At 65.7% G+C, this 16,443-nt stretch carries 11 protein-coding genes; 4 read left to right on the top strand and 7 right to left on the bottom strand.

Going from position 1 to position 16,443, the window contains the following annotated elements; translation table 11 throughout:
* The first annotated feature begins 201 nt into the window (after window positions 1–201).
* Genes BRA1253DRAFT_RS09340 through BRA1253DRAFT_RS09330 form a run of 3 tightly spaced genes read left to right on the top strand, consistent with a single transcriptional unit; the run spans window position 202 to window position 5,304 of the window.
* Window positions 202–882, top strand: a complete 681-nt coding sequence (locus BRA1253DRAFT_RS09340; RefSeq protein ID WP_035969420.1) for a response regulator transcription factor — start codon at window positions 202–204, stop codon at window positions 880–882.
* Window positions 866–2,320 (top strand): ATP-binding protein, encoded by a 1,455-nt coding sequence (locus BRA1253DRAFT_RS09335; protein ID WP_007593370.1) that lies wholly within the window; start codon window positions 866–868, stop codon window positions 2,318–2,320. The genes BRA1253DRAFT_RS09340 and BRA1253DRAFT_RS09335 overlap by 17 nt, the downstream gene beginning before the upstream one ends.
* On the top strand, window positions 2,317–5,304 hold the full coding sequence (locus tag BRA1253DRAFT_RS09330) for a bifunctional [glutamine synthetase] adenylyltransferase/[glutamine synthetase]-adenylyl-L-tyrosine phosphorylase (RefSeq protein WP_007593369.1): 2,988 nt from the start codon (window positions 2,317–2,319) through the stop codon (window positions 5,302–5,304). The genes BRA1253DRAFT_RS09335 and BRA1253DRAFT_RS09330 overlap by 4 nt, the downstream gene beginning before the upstream one ends.
* On the opposite strand, the gene BRA1253DRAFT_RS09325 is transcribed toward BRA1253DRAFT_RS09330, so the two are convergent.
* Genes BRA1253DRAFT_RS09325 through BRA1253DRAFT_RS09305 form a run of 5 tightly spaced genes read right to left on the bottom strand, consistent with a single transcriptional unit; the run spans window position 5,261 to window position 11,229 of the window.
* Window positions 5,261–5,494 (bottom strand): formate dehydrogenase subunit delta, encoded by a 234-nt coding sequence (locus BRA1253DRAFT_RS09325; protein ID WP_007593368.1) that lies wholly within the window; start codon window positions 5,492–5,494, stop codon window positions 5,261–5,263. The genes BRA1253DRAFT_RS09330 and BRA1253DRAFT_RS09325 overlap by 44 nt on opposite strands.
* The gene (fdhD, locus tag BRA1253DRAFT_RS09320; protein WP_007593366.1) at window positions 5,484–6,311 is read right to left on the bottom strand and encodes a formate dehydrogenase accessory sulfurtransferase FdhD; all 828 of its coding nucleotides are present in this window, start codon (window positions 6,309–6,311) and stop codon (window positions 5,484–5,486) included. The genes BRA1253DRAFT_RS09325 and fdhD overlap by 11 nt, the downstream gene beginning before the upstream one ends.
* A gap of 4 nt (window positions 6,312–6,315) precedes the next feature.
* The gene (gene fdhF / locus BRA1253DRAFT_RS09315) at window positions 6,316–9,189 is read right to left on the bottom strand and encodes a formate dehydrogenase subunit alpha (protein WP_007593363.1); all 2,874 of its coding nucleotides are present in this window, start codon (window positions 9,187–9,189) and stop codon (window positions 6,316–6,318) included.
* 10 nt (window positions 9,190–9,199) lie between these two features.
* Window positions 9,200–10,756 carry an NADH-quinone oxidoreductase subunit NuoF gene (locus BRA1253DRAFT_RS09310; RefSeq protein WP_007593362.1) on the bottom strand — a complete coding sequence of 519 codons (1,557 nt, stop codon included), beginning with the start codon at window positions 10,754–10,756 and terminating at the stop codon, window positions 9,200–9,202.
* On the bottom strand, window positions 10,753–11,229 hold the full coding sequence (locus BRA1253DRAFT_RS09305; protein WP_007593361.1) for a formate dehydrogenase subunit gamma: 477 nt from the start codon (window positions 11,227–11,229) through the stop codon (window positions 10,753–10,755). The genes BRA1253DRAFT_RS09310 and BRA1253DRAFT_RS09305 overlap by 4 nt, the downstream gene beginning before the upstream one ends.
* 222 nt (window positions 11,230–11,451) lie before the next feature.
* Here BRA1253DRAFT_RS09305 and BRA1253DRAFT_RS09300 point away from each other — a divergent pair, with 222 nt between their 5' ends.
* Entirely contained in the window at window positions 11,452–12,345 is an 894-nt protein-coding gene (locus tag BRA1253DRAFT_RS09300) for a LysR family transcriptional regulator (RefSeq protein ID WP_007593359.1), read from the top strand.
* A 3-nt stretch (window positions 12,346–12,348) separates the two neighbouring features.
* On the opposite strand, the gene BRA1253DRAFT_RS09295 is transcribed toward BRA1253DRAFT_RS09300, so the two are convergent.
* On the bottom strand, window positions 12,349–14,679 hold the full coding sequence (locus tag BRA1253DRAFT_RS09295; RefSeq protein ID WP_007593358.1) for a PAS domain-containing sensor histidine kinase: 2,331 nt from the start codon (window positions 14,677–14,679) through the stop codon (window positions 12,349–12,351).
* A 227-nt stretch (window positions 14,680–14,906) separates the two neighbouring features.
* Complete coding sequence (locus BRA1253DRAFT_RS09290) at window positions 14,907–16,280, bottom strand: cation-efflux pump (protein ID WP_007593356.1); 1,374 nt, start codon at window positions 16,278–16,280, stop codon at window positions 14,907–14,909.
* Window positions 16,281–16,443: the final 163 nt, after the last annotated feature.

Genomic DNA, 16,443 nt, shown 5'->3' with positions numbered 1-16,443 from the left:
GAGCAGCGCAACGTTTGCTTCCCCTGTCTACCTTCCGGTGGAATACGCCCCCCTCCGTCGGAAGGCCTAGGGCGGTGAAGTCCCCCAGCTTCACCGCCCGCCTTTTTCTCGATGCCAGAGTCGTTCACTCGGCTTGCATGCGATTGCCGCTCGCGCCATGTTTAGAGAAGGCTCACTCCCTTGACCGTTGCCGAACGCACGATGCGCCTCCTCATCATCGAAGACGACCGCGAATCCGCCGACTACCTCGTGAAGGCGTTTCGCGAGGTCGGGCACATTGCCGACCACGCCGCCGACGGCGAGGAAGGCCTCGCCATGGCCGAGAACGGCGATTACGACGTGCTAGTGGTCGACCGCATGCTGCCCAAGCGTGACGGCCTGTCGGTGATCGGCGCGCTCCGCGACAAGGACGATTCGACGCCGGTGCTGATTCTCTCCGCGCTCGGCCAGGTCGACGACCGCATCAAGGGCTTGCGCGCCGGCGGCGACGACTACCTGCCGAAACCCTATTCCTTCGCCGAGCTGTTGGCCCGGGTCGAGGTGCTGTCGCGCCGCCGTGGCGGTCCGGCCGAGGACACGCTGTACCGCGTCGGCGATCTCGAGCTCGACCGGCTCTCCCATCGCGTCGCGCGCGGCAAGGACGAACTGACGCTCCAGCCGCGCGAATTCCGCCTGCTCGAATATCTCATGAAGCATGCGGGCCAGGTGGTGACCCGCACCATGCTACTGGAGAACGTCTGGGACTATCATTTCGATCCGCAGACCAACGTGATCGACGTGCACATTTCGCGGCTGCGTTCCAAGATCGACAAGGGTTTTGAGCGGCCGCTGCTGCACACGATCCGCGGCGCGGGATACATGATCCGTGACGGCATTCGGTAAACTCGTCCGCACCACGGCATTCCGGCTGACGCTGGTCTATTTGCTGCTGTTCGCGATGTTCGCGGCCTCGCTGCTGGCCTATTTCGCCTGGAATACGCGGCGGCTGATCACCGAGGAAATCACGCAGACGGTCAATGCCGAGACCTCGGAGATCAACGAGATCTACGGCCGGCGCGGCTTGCGCGGTCTCGTGCTTGCGATTGAGTACCGGGCGCTGCGCCCGGGCGCCAATCTCTACCTCGTGACCACGCCGACCGGGCAGGCGATCGCCGGCAATGTCGGCTCGCTGGCGCCCGGTGTGATGGCGACGCGCGGCTGGTCGGAGACGGCATATCGGCGCATCGAGGATGCGGACGAGCGCGACCATCGCGCCCTGGTGCGCGTCACCGAGCTCGAGAATGGCTTCCGGCTTCTGATCGGCCGCGACCTCGCCGAGCGGCGGCGCCTGTTCGGCATCGTCGCCAAGGCCGCGCAATGGTCGGTGCTGATCGTCGTGGTGCTTGGCCTGGGCGGCGGGATCTTCGTCGCGCGCAGGGTGCTCAGGCGCATCGACGCCATGTCCGGGACGGCCCATCGCATCATGACCGGCGATCTCAGCGAGCGCCTGCCGGTGGGACGCAGCGGTGACGAGCTCGACCGCCTCGCCGAAAACCTCAATGCCATGCTGGAGCGCATCGAGGCGCTGATGGCGGGGCTGAAGGAGGTCTCCGACAACATCGCCCACGATCTCAAGACGCCGCTGACACGCTTGCGCAACCGCGCCGAGGAGGCGCTGGCGAAATCAGGCAGCGAGGCCGATTACCGCGCCGCGTTGGAGCGGACCATCGAGGAATCCGACGGCCTGATCCGTACCTTCAACGCGCTGCTGATGATCGCGCGCGCCGAGTCCGGTCAGGCGCGCGGCAACATGGACGATTTCGACGCTGCCGATGTCGCACACGGCATCCACGAGCTCTACGAGCCGCTGGCTGAAGACGACGGCATGACGCTGAAGGTCGAGGCCGATCCGACGCCGGTGCACGCCAACCGCGAACTGATCAGCCAGGCGCTCGCCAATCTGGTCGAGAATGCGATCAAATACGGCAAGCCGGTCGCGCTAACAGGTGGAACCGTGGTCAGCCTGGATTCAAGGCAGATCACGATCGAGGCGAAACGCGAGGGCGACCAAGTGCTGCTCAGCGTCACCGATCGCGGCCCCGGTATCCCCGAGGCCGACCGCAAGCATGCCGTCGAGCGATTCGTGCGGCTTGAAGCCAGCCGCACGCTGCCGGGCTCCGGCCTCGGCCTCAGTCTTGCGTCTGCGGTTGCAACGCTGCATGGCGGCGAATTGCGGCTGGGCGATGCCCATCCGGGCCTCGTCGCCACGCTGGTGCTGCCGGCGCTCGCGGGCGACAGGGTTGCTCCTCCAATACCGGATGTGCCACAGAAGGTGGCATGAACCACTCCGCGCCGGGAAACGCGGACAAGCATGGTGAGAGACTTGCCGCACGCTTCGCGGAGGCTCCCCATATTGCCGCTTCCGTCACCGACGAACGACGCTTCGAAAACTGGCTGGCCGAGCTCGAGCCGGCGCAATCGGCCCGTCTCCAGGCGCTGCTGGTTCATCCCTTCGCCGCCAATGTCCTCGCCGGCATCGCCGAATTCTCGCCCTATCTGTTCGATCTGGTGCGCGCCGATCCCTTGCGCCTGATCCGGCTGCTCGAATGCGATCCCGATGCGCATCTTGCCGCACTGATCGCGGAGGCGAGGGGAGCGGTGCTCGCAGTGCTCGACGAAGCCGAACTGATGCGGTTGCTTCGCCGCATGAAGGCAGAGGCCGCACTTCTGATCGCGCTGTGCGACATCGGTGGAGTCTGGCCGGTGATGCGGGTAACGGCGGCGCTGACCGATATTGCGGTCTGCTCCGTGCAGGCGGCGCTGCAGCACCTGCTGCGGCAGGAAGCCGCACGTGGAAAGCTTTCGCCGCCCAATCCCGAAGCACCGGAACAGGGCTGCGGGCTGATCGTGCTTGCGATGGGCAAGATGGGCGCGGGCGAGCTGAACTATTCCAGCGACATCGATCTCATCGTGTTCTTCGACCCTGATAACACGACACTCGTGCCTGACATCGAGCCGCAGCCGTTCTTCGTGAGGGTGACGCAGGGCATGGCGCGCATCCTCCAGCAGCGCACCTATGACGGCTACGTCTTCCGGGTCGATCTGCGGCTGCGCCCTGATCCGTCCTCGACACAGGTGGCGATCTCGCGGGACGCCGCACTGCATTATTACGAGCGGGAAGGGCGCACCTGGGAGCGCGCCGCGATGATCAAGGCGCGCGCCTGCGCCGGCGACGCCAGGGCTGGCGAAGCACTGCTCGCCGAGATCGCGCCCTTCGTCTGGCGCAAGCATCTCGACTTCGCCGCGCTTGCCGACGTTCACGACATGAAGCGGCAGATGCAGACCTATCGCGGCCAGAGCGAGGTTGCGGTCGAAGGGCATAACGTGAAGGTCGGGCGCGGCGGAATCCGCGAGATCGAGTTCTTCGCCCAGACCCAGCAATTGATCGCCGGGGGGCGACATCCCGAACTGCGCGTACGGCCGACGCTCGCCGCGCTCGGCGTGCTCGCTTCCAGCAACTGGATCACGGTTGCGGCGCGCGACGAGCTGACCACGGCGTACCAATTCCTGCGTCGGGTCGAGCATCGCCTCCAGATGATCGCAGACGAGCAGACCCACACGCTGCCCGAGGACAAGGAGGCGGTCGAGCGTTTCGCCTGGTTCTTCGGCTATCCGGATCGCGAGACCTTTGCCCGCGACCTTTTGCGCCAGCTCGAGATCGTGCAGGGCCACTACGAAAAACTGTTCGAGGGCGACGATCCGACCGGCACGGCCAAGCTGCCGGCGCTCGACTACAGTGCGGGTCCCGACGATCCGCGGCTGCTTCAGTACCTGGCGACACTCGGCTTCAAGAAGCCTGCCGCCGTCGCGCAGACCGTGCGCGACTGGATCACCGGCGACTACCGCGTGTTCCGCAATGAGGCGACGCGAAACGCATTCGTCGAATTCGTGCCGGCCCTGATCGACGGTCTCGCTCATGCCGAGGAGCCGGATCGGGCCGTCGTGGCGTTCGACCATTTCCTTGGAGCGCTTCAGCGCGGCGGCCGGCTGATCACGCTGCTCGGGCAGAACCGCGATCTCGTCGCGCTCGTGGCCCTGGTGCTGGGCGCGGCGCCTCGGCTCGGCGAGATGCTTGCGCGGCAGCCGCAACTGATGGACGGCCTGATTGATCCGCGCTTCTTCGGCGCCATGCCCGACAGGCAGGAATTGTCGGGGCGACTTGCGACGACGGTGCAGGATGCGGGCTCTTACGAAGAGTTCCTCGACCGCCTGCGTCTGTTCGGGCAGGAGAGCCTGTTCCTGATCGGCACGCGCATTCTCTCAGGCACGGTCTCGGCACAGCAGGCGAGCACGGCCTTTGCCGACGTCGCCGAGGGCATCGTCCATACCGTGCATGGCCTCGTCGCCGACCGTTTCGCCGCCCAGCATGGCCGGATCAAGGGGCAGGAGACCGCCATCATCGCGATGGGCCGGCTCGGCAGTCGCGAGATGACCGCGTCGTCCGATCTCGACCTGATCCTGCTTTACGATTTCGACAGCGACAATCCGGACTCCGACGGTGCGAAGTCACTGCAAGGTGCACATTACTTCGCCCGCTTCACCCAGCGCCTGATCAGCGCGTTCACGACGCGCACCAATTACGGGGTGCTTTACGAGATCGACATGCGGTTGCGCCCCTCGGGGCGCGCCGGCCCCGTGGCTTCGAGCCTCGTTTCGTTCGCGGACTACCAGGCCAACGAGGCCTGGACCTGGGAGCACATGGCGCTGACCCGTGCGCGCGTCGTGTCCGCTTCGCCCGAATTCCGGGAACGGATTGAACGCGTCATCCGCGCTGTCCTGACTCGTCGCCGCGATCCCGGAATCACCGCCAACGATGTTGCCGACATGCGGCGTGCGATCGCCCAGGAGAAGGGCGAGGCTGATTGCTGGGATCTCAAATATGCCGCCGGCGGCATGGTCGACATCGACTTCATCGCGCAATATCTCCAGCTCGTGCATGCGCACGAGAAGCCGGAGATTCTCGACGTTGGCACCACGCAGGTGCTGGAAAATGCATGCAGGCTGGGCGTGCTGTCGCAATCGGAGACCGAGATATTGCGGGCCGCAGCGCGGCTCTATCACGACCTGACGCAGATCCTGCGGCTCTGCGTCAGCGATCGGTTCAAGCCGGAGACTGCCGGCACCGACCTCTTGCGCGTGATGGCACGCGCCGGCGATGCGCCGCATTTCTCCTCGCTGGAGGCGCGCGTAAAGGAAACGCAGAGCGAGGTGCGCCGTGTGTTCAGGGCGCTGCTGGAAGGGACGTCGCCTGCTGCAGCGAGGTGAGCGCCTCCCGCACGTTCGGCTCCAGGCCCACGCCGCCGGCATCGAGATGGGCGAAGATCGCGCGCTTCATCCGCGGGTCCCAGAACTTCTTGATGTGGTCGGCGATCCCCGGCACGGCCTTGTCGTGGCCCTGGCTCCGGAAGAACGTGCCGATCTGGTTGGCCATGTAGATCAGGCGGTCAGGCGACATCGGCAACCTCCGTGGCATGACGGGTGACAACCCGGCTGCCATGCGAAAACACTTCGAACCCGTCCTGGCGGGCAATGGCAATCAGCGTGATGCCGGCGGCCTCCGCGGTGCGCACCGCAAGCGCGGTCGGCGCAGAGACGGCGACCATCACCGGCGCGCCGATGGCGGCGGTCTTCTGCACCATCTCGACCGAGACGCGGCTCGTCAGCAGCACGATGCCGCCGCTTGCAGGCGTGCGGCTGCGCGCCAGCGAACCGGCGAGCTTGTCGAGCGCGTTGTGGCGGCCGACATCCTCGCGCAGCGCGACGATACCGCCGGCAGGCGACCAGAACGCGGCGGCGTGAACGGCGCGGGTTTGCAAATTGATCGATTGCAGCGGTGCGATGGTCTGCATCGCCGCCATGACCTGCTCGGGCGTGAACGTCTGTCCCTGCGGCACGACGGCCGCAGGCCGCACAGCTTCGGCAATCGAGTCGATGCCGCAGATGCCGCAGCCGGTCGGGCCGGCGATGTGGCGGCGGCGCTCGCTGATGCGCGCGGCATCTTCCGAGGCCAGCCACATGCGCAGCTCGATGCCGTCGTCGAGGCGGACGATTTCGAGCGACTTGATGTCATCGACGGATTTGATGATGCCTTCGTCCAGGCTGAACCCGACCGCAAAATCTTCGAGGTTCTGCGGCGTTCCCATCATGACGGCGTAGGTGCCGCCATTGTAAGTCAGCGCCAGCGGCGTCTCCTCCGGGATCAGCCGCGCTCCTTCGGTCGCGACACCGTCGCGCCAGATCTCGCGGTCGATGGCCTGGACCGGCACGTGCATGCCGCTACTCCGCAGCCTCGGCCGGCGCGATGCGGCGGGAATGCCGCGCCTGCGCGTCGTAGGCCTCCTGCCAGTCGGACGGGCCGTTCGAGGGCGAAATCTGCACCGCCGTGACCTTGTATTCGGGGCAGTTGGTCGCCCAGTCCGAATAGTCGGTCGTGATGACGTTGGCCTGCGTGTCCGGATGGTGGAACGTGGTGTAGACGACGCCCGGCGCGACGCGATCGGTGATCTCCGCACGCAGCGTAGTCTCGCCGGCGCGGCTCTTCAGCCGCACCCAATCCCCGTCGCGCACGCCGCGCTGTTCGGCATCGTGCGGATGGATCTCCAGCCGATCCTCGGCATGCCAGACCACGTTCTCGGTGCGCCGGGTCTGCGCGCCGACATTGTACTGGCTGAGGATGCGGCCCGTGGTGAGCAGCAGCGGATAGCGCGGCCCGGTGCGTTCGTCGGTCGCGACATATTCGGTGACGACGAACTTGCCCTTGCCGCGGACGAAGCCGTCGATATGCATCACCGGCGTGCCCTCGGGCGCCTTGTCGTTGCAGGGCCATTGCACTGAGCCGAGCTCGTCGAGCTTGGCATAGGAGACGCCGGCGAAGGTCGGGGTGAGCGCCGCGATCTCGTCCATGATCTCGGAAGGATGGCTGTAGCTCATCTCGAAGCCCATGGCCTTGGCGAGGCGGATGGTGACCTCCCAGTCGGCGAGGCCGTTCTTCGGCGTCATCACCTTGCGCACGCGCTGGATGCGGCGCTCGGCGTTAGTGAAAGTGCCGTCCTTCTCGAGGAAGCTGGAGCCAGGCAGGAACACATGGGCGTAGTTCGCGGTCTCGTTCAGGAAGAGGTCGTGGACGATGACGCATTCCATCGCCGATAGTGCCGCCACCACATGCTTGGTGTTGGGATCGGATTGCAGGATGTCTTCGCCCTGCACGTAGATCCCCATGAACGTGCCTTCGACCGCGGCGTCGAACATGTTGGGAATGCGCAGGCCCGGCTCGGGGTTGAGCTTGACGTTCCACAGCGCCTCGAACTGGTCCCGCACGGCGTCGCCCGAGATGTGGCGGTAGCCGGGAAGCTCGTGCGGGAACGAGCCCATGTCACAGGAGCCCTGCACGTTGTTCTGGCCGCGCAGCGGGTTCACGCCGACACCGGGACGACCGATATTGCCCGTGGCCATCGCGAGGTTGGCGATCGCGATCACGGTGGTCGAGCCCTGGCTGTGCTCGGTGACGCCGAGACCATAGTAGATCGCGCCGTTGCCGCCGGTGGCGTAGAGGCGCGCTGCTTCGCGCAGATCCTTCGGATCGACGCCGGTGAGGATGGCGGTGGCTTCCGGGCTGTTGTTCGCCTGGGCGACGAACGCCGCCCATTCCTCGAACTCGTTCCAGTCGCAGCGCTCGCGCACGAAGGCTTCGTTGGCGAGGCCTTCGGTGACGATCACATGCGCCAGCGCCGTCATCACCGCGACATTGGTGCCGGGCATCAGCGGCAGGTGTAGCGCCTTCACATGCGGCGATTCAACCATCTCGGTGCGGCGCGGATCGATCACGATCAGCTTGGCGCCCTGGCGCAGCCGCTTCTTCAGGCGGGAGGCGAACACCGGGTGGGCCGAAGCGGGATTGGCACCGATGACGACGACGACGTCGGTGTCCTCGACCGAATCGAAATCCTGCGTGCCGGCGGAGGTACCGAACGTGGTCGAGAGGCCATAGCCGGTCGGGGAGTGGCAGACCCGGGCGCAGGTGTCGACATTGTTGTTGCCGAAGCCGGCGCGGATCAGCTTCTGCACCAGATAGGTTTCTTCATTGGTGCAGCGGGACGACGTGATGCCGCCGATAGCGTCGCGGCCGTATTTCTTCTGGATGCCGCGCATCCTGTCGGCTGCAAACGAGAATGCCTCGTCCCACGACACTTCGCGCCAGGGATCCTCGATCCGCTCGCGGATCATCGGGTTGAGGATGCGTTCCCGGTGGTTGGTGTAACCCCAGGCGAAGCGGCCCTTGACGCAGGAATGACCGCGATTGGCCTTGCCGTCCTTGTACGGCACCATGCGGACGACTTCCTCGCCGCGCATCTCGGCCTTGAAGGCGCAGCCGACGCCGCAATAGGCGCAGGTGGTGACGACCGAGTGTTCGGGCTGGCCGATCTCGATCACGGATTTCTCGGTCAGCGTCGCGGTCGGGCAGGCCTGCACGCAGGCGCCGCAGGAGACGCATTCGGAGCCGAGGAAACTCTCGCTCATGCCGGGCGAGACGCGGCTGTCGAAGCCGCGGCCGGAGATGGTCAGCGCGAAGGTGCCTTGCACCTCTTCGCAAGCGCGGACGCAGCGCGAGCAGACGATGCACTTGGAGGGATCGTAGGTGAAGTACGGGTTGGATTCGTCCTTCGGCATCCAGGCGGCGTTCACCTCCCCATTGGATTTTGCGAAGACGTGGTTCTCGCCCTCGTAGCCGTAGCGCACGTCACGCAGCCCGACCGCACCGGCCATGTCCTGCAACTCGCAATCGCCGTTGGCGCCGCAAGTGAGGCAGTCGAGCGGATGGTCGGAGATGTAGAGCTCCATCACGCCCTTGCGCAGCTTCTTCAGCCGATCGGTCTGGGTGTGCACGACCAGGCCCGGCAGCACCGGCGTGGTGCAGGAGGCCGGCGTACCGGCGCGGCCCTCGATCTCGACCACGCAAAGACGGCATGAGCCGAACGCATCCACCATGTCGGTCGCGCAGAGTTTCGGGATCTGGTGACCGGATTCCATGGCCGCGCGCATGACCGAGGTGCCCTCGGGCACCGAGATCTGCTTGCCATCGATGGTGAGCGTCACCATCGTGTTCGATTTGGCGCGCGGCGTACCGAAGTCGATTTCTTCGATCAGAGACATTGTCGTTCTCCTATTCCGCGGCCTGAAGAGTAGTCGGGGTCGGGATGAAATCCTCCCGGAAGTGCTTCAATGCGCTGAGCACGGGGTAGGGCGTGAAGCCGCCGAGGGCGCAGAGTGAGCCGAATTTCATGGTGTTGCAGAGGTCTTCGACGAGTGCGAGGTTTTCGCTCACGCGCTCGCCGTTGATGATCTTCTCGATCGTCTCGACGCCGCGGGTCGAGCCGATCCGGCACGGCGTGCACTTGCCGCAGGATTCGATGGCGCAGAATTCCATGGCGAAACGCGCCTGCTTGCGCATGTCGACGCTATCGTCGAACACGACGATTCCGCCATGGCCGATCAGGCCATCGCGCGCGGCGAAGGCCTCGTAGTCGAACGGGGTGTCGAACAGCGCGCGCGGGAAGTAGGCGCCCAAGGGACCGCCGACCTGCACCGCGCGGATTGGGCGGCCCGTGAACGTGCCGCCGCCGATGTCGTCGACGAGTTCGCCGAGCGTCACGCCGAAGGCTGTCTCGAACAGCCCGCCGTGGCGGATGTTGCCGGCGAGCTGGATCGGCATCGTACCGCGCGAGCGACCCATGCCGAAATCGGCATAGGCCTTGGCGCCCTCGGCCAGGATGAAGGGAATGGCGGCGAACGACAGCACGTTATTGATGACGGTCGGCTTGCCGAACAAGCCGTGATGGGCGGGCAGTGGCGGCTTTGCGCGCACGAGGCCACGGCGGCCTTCGAGGCTTTCCAGCAGCGAGGTCTCTTCGCCGCAAACGTAAGCGCCGGCGCCGACGCGGACCTCGAGATCGAAGCTGTACGTGGAACCACCGATGTTCGCGCCGAGATAGCCGTCGCGCTTCGCAGCCTGGATGGCTGCGTTCATCGCCTCGATCGCGTGCGGATATTCGCTGCGGATGTAGATGTAACCCTTGGTCGCGCCGACGGTGATGCCGGCGGTCGTCATGCCCTCGATGACGAGGAAGGGATCGCCTTCCATGATCATGCGGTCAGCGAAGGTGCCGCTGTCGCCTTCGTCGGCGTTGCAGACGATGAACTTGCGATCCGCTTTCGCCTGCGCGACCGTCTTCCATTTGATGCCGGTCGGGAAGCCTGCGCCGCCACGGCCGCGCAGGCCCGATGCAGTGACCTCAGTGAGGATCGCATCCGAGCCGAGCGAGAGCGCGCGCTCCAGGCCCTTGTAGCCGCCATGGGCACGGTAGTCGTCGAGCGAGCGCGGGTCGATCACGCCGCAGCGCGCGAAGGTCAGGCGGGTCTGGCGCTTGAGCCAGGGGATCTCGTCGGTGGCCCCGAGCCGCAGCAGATGCGGCGTGTTGCTCGCGAGCGCGTCGAGCAGGGAGGGCACATCGGTCTCGGTCACAGGGCCGAACGCGATCCGGCCCTGCGGCGTCGCGACCTCGACCAGCGGCTCGAGCCAGTACAGGCCGCGCGAGCCGGTCCTGACGATCTCGACGGCAATGCCACGTTTGGCTGCAGCCTGCTCCAGCGCCAGCGCGACCTCGTCGGCGCCGACCGCAAGCGCACCCGCATCGCGAGAGACATATAGACGGATGCTCATCGCTGCGCCTCTGCAACGAGAGCATCGATACGCTTTTCATCGAGTCGGCCGATCAGCCGGCCGTCGAGCATCGCGGAGGGCGCGGTCGCGCACAGTCCGAGGCAGTAGATCGGCTCCAGCGTGACGCGGTCATCGGCCGTGGTGTGGCCGAGCGACACGCCGAGCTTTGCCTCCGCACGCGCAGCCAGCGCGTCGCCGCCCGCCGCCTGACAGGCCTCCGCGCGGCAGAGTTTCAGCACATGGCGGCCGGCCGGCTTGTGGCGAAAATCATGGTAGAACGTGAACACGCCATGCACTTCGGCGCGCGACAGATTGAGCGCGTGCGCCACTATAGGAATGGCTGCCGCCGGCACGTAGCCGAACGCATCCTGGAGTGCGTGTAGAATCACCAGCGTCGCGCCTTCCTGCTTGCTGTGTTCGGCGATGATCTCGGCGCCGCGCGTTTCGTCCCAAGGCTCGTAAACCGCTGTCATTCTTCGTTCTCGACCGGAGCGTCTGCTGATCGCAAACTATTTGGAATCGTTCGAAGATCAATAAAGCTGTCTCATGCTGCGATTGCGGATTCCGATCGATTTGCGATGGCAATCACTCGATTTGAAATTGCGATTGGAGCCGTCCGCCGGGCGGTTTTTGCGTGTTGGAAGGGGGAGGGCATGCTAGCTTGCATGCCGCCACACGATCGGAGGGGATGACGGTTGCTCGACAAGCTTGAACTGCTGCTGGCGCTGGCGAAGGAACGGCATTTCGGCCGGGCCGCCGAAATGTGCGGCGTGACGCAACCGACGATGTCGACCGGGCTGAAGCAGCTCGAGGAGATCCTCGGCGTGATGCTGGTCCAGCGCGGCTCCCGCTTCCAGGGTTTTACGCCGGAAGGCGAGCGGGCGCTGGATTGGGCGCGGCGCATCGTCGGCGATGCCCGCGCGATGCGTGACGAGATCAACGGGCTGAAGCATCAGCTCTCGGGCGAGATCCGTATTGCCGCAATCCCGACCGTGCTCGGTATGGTCGCTGCGCTGACGACGCCGTTCCGCGCCAGGCATCCCGAGGTGCGCTTCAGTATCCGCTCCACGACCTCGTCCGAGGTGCTGGGGTTGCTCGAGAATCTCGAGGTGGATGCGGGGCTGACCTATATCGAGAACGAGCCGATCGGCAAGGTGCGCACCATTCCGCTCTATAACGAGAGCTATCGCCTGCTCACCGCGCCGGATGGAATGTTCGGCGATCGCGAGACAGTGACGTGGAAGGAGGTCGGGCAGGTGCCGCTGTGCCTGCTGACACCCGACATGCAGAACCGCCGCATCATCGACCGCGCGTTGCGCTCCGTCGGCGCGGAGGCGACGCCGACCTTGACCTCGAATTCGCTGCTCGTGCTGTTTACCCATGTGAAGACGGGGCGCTGGGCCAGTGTGATGCCGGCCAAGCTGGCCGAGACGCTCGGCCTGTCCGACACCGTGCGCTCGATCCCGATCACCGATCCCGATGTCAATTACAGCATCGGCATGGTGATCCCGCAGCGTGATCCGATGACGCCGCTGATCGCTGCGCTGGTCAATGTCGCGCGGGAAGTCGCGCCGTCGCTGCAATCGTAGCCATCAGGCCGCAGCCGATATTCCTGACGCCGACTTCATCGCGTCGCGGGGCAGGGTGACGCGCACGACGGTGCCGACCTCCAGCTTTGAGCGCAGCCGCATCGAGCCGCCATGAAGCTGCGCCAGCGAGCGGGCGATCGCCAGCCCCAGTCCCGAGCCGTGATAGGTCTTGGTGAGCTGGCTCTCGACCTGCTCGAAGGGGCGGCCGAGCCGCGCCAGCGAATGCGGCGCGATGCCGATACCGGTGTCGGCGATCATCAGCACGATCCTGTCGTCGAGCTGCCGGCTGCGCACCACGATACGTCCGCCGTCGGGCGTGAACTTCACGGCGTTGGAGAGCAAATTGACGATGATCTGCTTGGTGGCGCGGCGGTCGGCGACGACGGAGATGGATTTCGCGATGTCGGCGTCGAGCGTCAGGTGCTTGTCCTGTGCCCGGCCGGTGACGACCCGCAGGGATTCCGCCAGCGTCTGCGCCAGGTCGAGCTCTTCCATGTCGAGCTTCATGCGGCCGGCCTCGATCTTGGACATGTCGAGGATGTCGTTGATGACTTCGAGCAGGTAATGCCCGCTGGTTAGGATGTCGTGGCAGTATTCCTGGTACTTCTCCGAGCCGAGCTCGCCGAACATGCCCGAGCCCATGATCTCGGAGAAGCCGATGATCGCGTTCAGCGGCGTGCGCAGCTCGTGGCTCATATTGGCGAGGAATTTCGACTTGGTCTGGTTGGCTTCCTCGGCGCGGGTCTTCTCGCGCTGATATTTCTCGGCGAGATCGGCGAGTTCGCCCGCCTGGCGCTCCAGGGCTGCCTGCGAGCGCTTGAGGTCGATGACGGTGGCGCGCAGGCGTAGATCGTTGTCGACCAGCTTCTGCTCGTGCTCCTTGATGCGGGTGATGTCGGTGCCGACGGAGACGTAGCCGCCGTCCTTGGTGCGGCGCTCGCTGATGTGCAGCCAGCTGCCGTCGTCGAGCTGCGCCTCGAAGGTACGCGCGCCCGGGCCCTGGCTCGCAGTCTCGTTGTGCCGGGTGCGGACTTCGGGCATGCGGCCGACCTCGAGCACCGTCTCGTAGGAGGTGCCGGGGATGACGGCGGAGTCGGGCAGCTTGTGCAGGCGCTGGAAGTGCGAATTGCAGAGCACCAGGCGGTCGCTCGCATCCCACAGCACGAAGGCTTCGGGAATGGTCTCGATCGCGTCGCGCAGGCGCAAATCGGCTTCCACAGTCCGCTCGGCGAGGCTCTTCTGCTCGGTGATGTCGACGGCAATCCCGATCAGGTGAACGCTGGAGTCGGTCGCGCCGCTGGTCTTTTCGCAGCGGACGCGCAGCCAGATCCAGTGGCCGTCGACATGCTGCATGCGGAAGGTCTGGTCGATGTGGTCGATCTTCTCGGAGATGAGCTGGTCGGCGATCTCGAACAGATCGATGTCGTCGGACTTCACCAGCGCGTTGACCTCGCCGAAGGTGAGGAGCTCGTTGCGGCCGTCGAGGCCGAGCATCGAAAACATTGACTGCGACCAGAAGATGCGGCCGCGCGACAGGTCCCAGTCCCACAGCCCGCAGCGGCCGCGGTTGAGCGCGGTGTCGATGCGGCCGCGCACGGCGTCGTTGATCAGGTCGCCCTCGCGGGCACGGGTGGACTGCCAGTGGAAGGCGAAGCCGAGGATCAGGACCACGAAGCCGGTGGTGGCCGACAGCGTCACCGACAGCGCGGCGTCCGAGCCCCAGATCGGCTCGTTGCGCTCCTGGATCACGGTGACGAAGCCGGGCAGCGACTTGATCTGCCGCGAGGTCGCCATTGCAGCGTTGCCGTTCGGCAGCGTCATGTCGGAGATGCTGCCGTCGCGCGGGGGCGCCGCCAGCAGTTGCGCCGTCGTGATTGCGTCGAGCAGGCGGTCGTTGCCCGAGGGATCGCTGTCGACCGGGATGCGGGCGAGGATGCGGCGGTCGAGTCCGGCCGAGGTGACGATGACGTGGCGGCCCGAGGCGGTGCCCCAGGATGGAATGAGATCGGGCAGCAGCGCCGGCAGGCTCTCGATGTTCTTCAGCCGCTCCTGTCGCGCGGAGGTCAGGCGGTCGACGCGCTCGGCGAGCAGGTCGGCGAGCGCCGCGATATCATGGCGGATCACCAGCCGCTTCTGGCGTGTCTGGTCGACCACCTGCACGAATGCGCCGAGGCAGATCGTGATCAGGAACGCGATGATGAGCGTCGGCACGGCACGGCGCAGCGCAGGCTCCGCGATCAGGAGCCGATGATAGGCAGGTTTCGCGATCGATTGCGCCAATCCTTTGATCGAATCGGATTGGACGCACGCGTTCGCGGCGTCTGCACGCGACATGCCTAAAGCCCCCTGGAAACCTGCTTGCAACTTGAGTTCGGAAGCAGCCCCACATCGCTTCCGAATCATGGTCGATTTGAATCCAGATTTCGCGGGCTGTCGAGAGTCAACGAATCGTTAACGCGAATTTATTCTTATCCAACGCGCAGTTTGTGCGTCGCGCGTCCGCAAACTTACGTGCGCGGCGAGTCCGAAACGAGAACGTGTGACTCCTCGCACATTCTCTGTCACGCGCGCGGCGGTTCTGCGTGACTGATGACGCGCTTCACGCTCGGGAACGCGCGCCGCAACGCGCGCTCGATCGCATCGACATGCTCGTGCACCCGGATCACGCTCATCGACGGCTCGGCACGGCAGTGAAAGTTGACGATCTCGCCGGCGTCGGTGTTGCGGACGCGGACATTGTGGATGTCGTGGATCTCGCCGCCGGCGGCATATTCCGTCAGGGCGGCCGCAATGACCCGCACCCGTTCCGGTGCGGCGTCGACCCCGAACGGCAGTTCCGGTTCGAGCGGCTCGATGTGGACGTCGACCTCGACGTCCGCGCCGAACTCTTCCTGGATGTTGCGTTCCAGGGTGTTGGCTATGTCATGGGCGGCATCGAGCTGCATCCCGGCGTCGACCTCGAGGTCGATGCTGACGATCAGCTTGGCGCCGAGGTCGTGCACGGTGACGTGGTGGATGGCGAGGCCCGAATTGTGGGAGATGACCATGATGCGGTCGCGCACGGTCTCGTTGTCGCGCGCCACGGGGACTGCGGTGAAGGTGAGGTCGGTATCGCCGAACGCCTTCTCGACGGCTGCTTGCGCGCTGCGCTTGATGTCCTCGACCCGGTCGATGGGGTAAGTCCGCGGCACCTTTGCGATCGTGTCGATAAATGTGGTGGCCCCGACCATGCGCACGCGGAGCCGCTCGACGTCGATCACACCCGGTACGCTGCGGATCGCGGCCGTGGCCGTCTCATGCGCGCCTTCGGGGGCACGGTCGACCAGCGTCTGCACGGTCGAGCCGGCCATGCGCAGGCCGAGCAGGGCGATCATCACGGCCACCGCGGCGGCGGCCGCCGCGTCGCCCCACCAGAAGCCGAGGCCAGCGAGGATCAGGCCCACGATCACGGCGAACGAGCCCATCACGTCGGAGGCGAAATGCAGCGCATCGGCGGCGAGCGCCTGGCTCCTGGTCTCCCGCGCGGCGCGGTGCAGGGCACGGGCGCGCCACAGATTGACGACGATGTCGATCACCAGCACCACGAACGGCACGGCCGAAATGGTCGGCGGCGCGGTTCCCTCGCGCAGCCGGCTGTAGGACTCCACCAGGATGCCGCCGGCGAGCACATAGAGCAGGGCGGTGACGCCCAGCGCCGAGACGCTTTCGAGCTTGCCGTGGCCGTAATGATGCTCCTCATCCGCCGGCTTGTCGGATACCCGCACCACCGCCCAGGTGATGATGGTCGCGACCAGGTCGATCGACGAATGCAGCGCCTCCGAGATCAGCGCCAGCGAGCCGATCGCGATCCCGACCGCGAACTTGGCCGCCGCCATGCCGCCACTGGCGAAGATCGAGATCGCTGCGACCGAGGTCTTGTTATGTTGGGAGCTCATGGCGGGGGATTTAGCAGCCTGTGACTGAACATCAAGCGACGATCCACAGGTGCGTAGACGCTAGTGAGTTGCAGGAGCGATGACCCCCCTGGTTTTGTAGGGTGGGCAAAGGCGCGGAGCGCCGTGCCCACATCTTTCGGGGACGCTGACACATTGTGGGCAC

This window comes from Bradyrhizobium sp. WSM1253, from assembly GCF_000244935.1.
Classification (GTDB): domain Bacteria; phylum Pseudomonadota; class Alphaproteobacteria; order Rhizobiales; family Xanthobacteraceae; genus Bradyrhizobium; species Bradyrhizobium canariense.
This window is presented reverse-complemented; position numbering and strand designations above follow the sequence as displayed.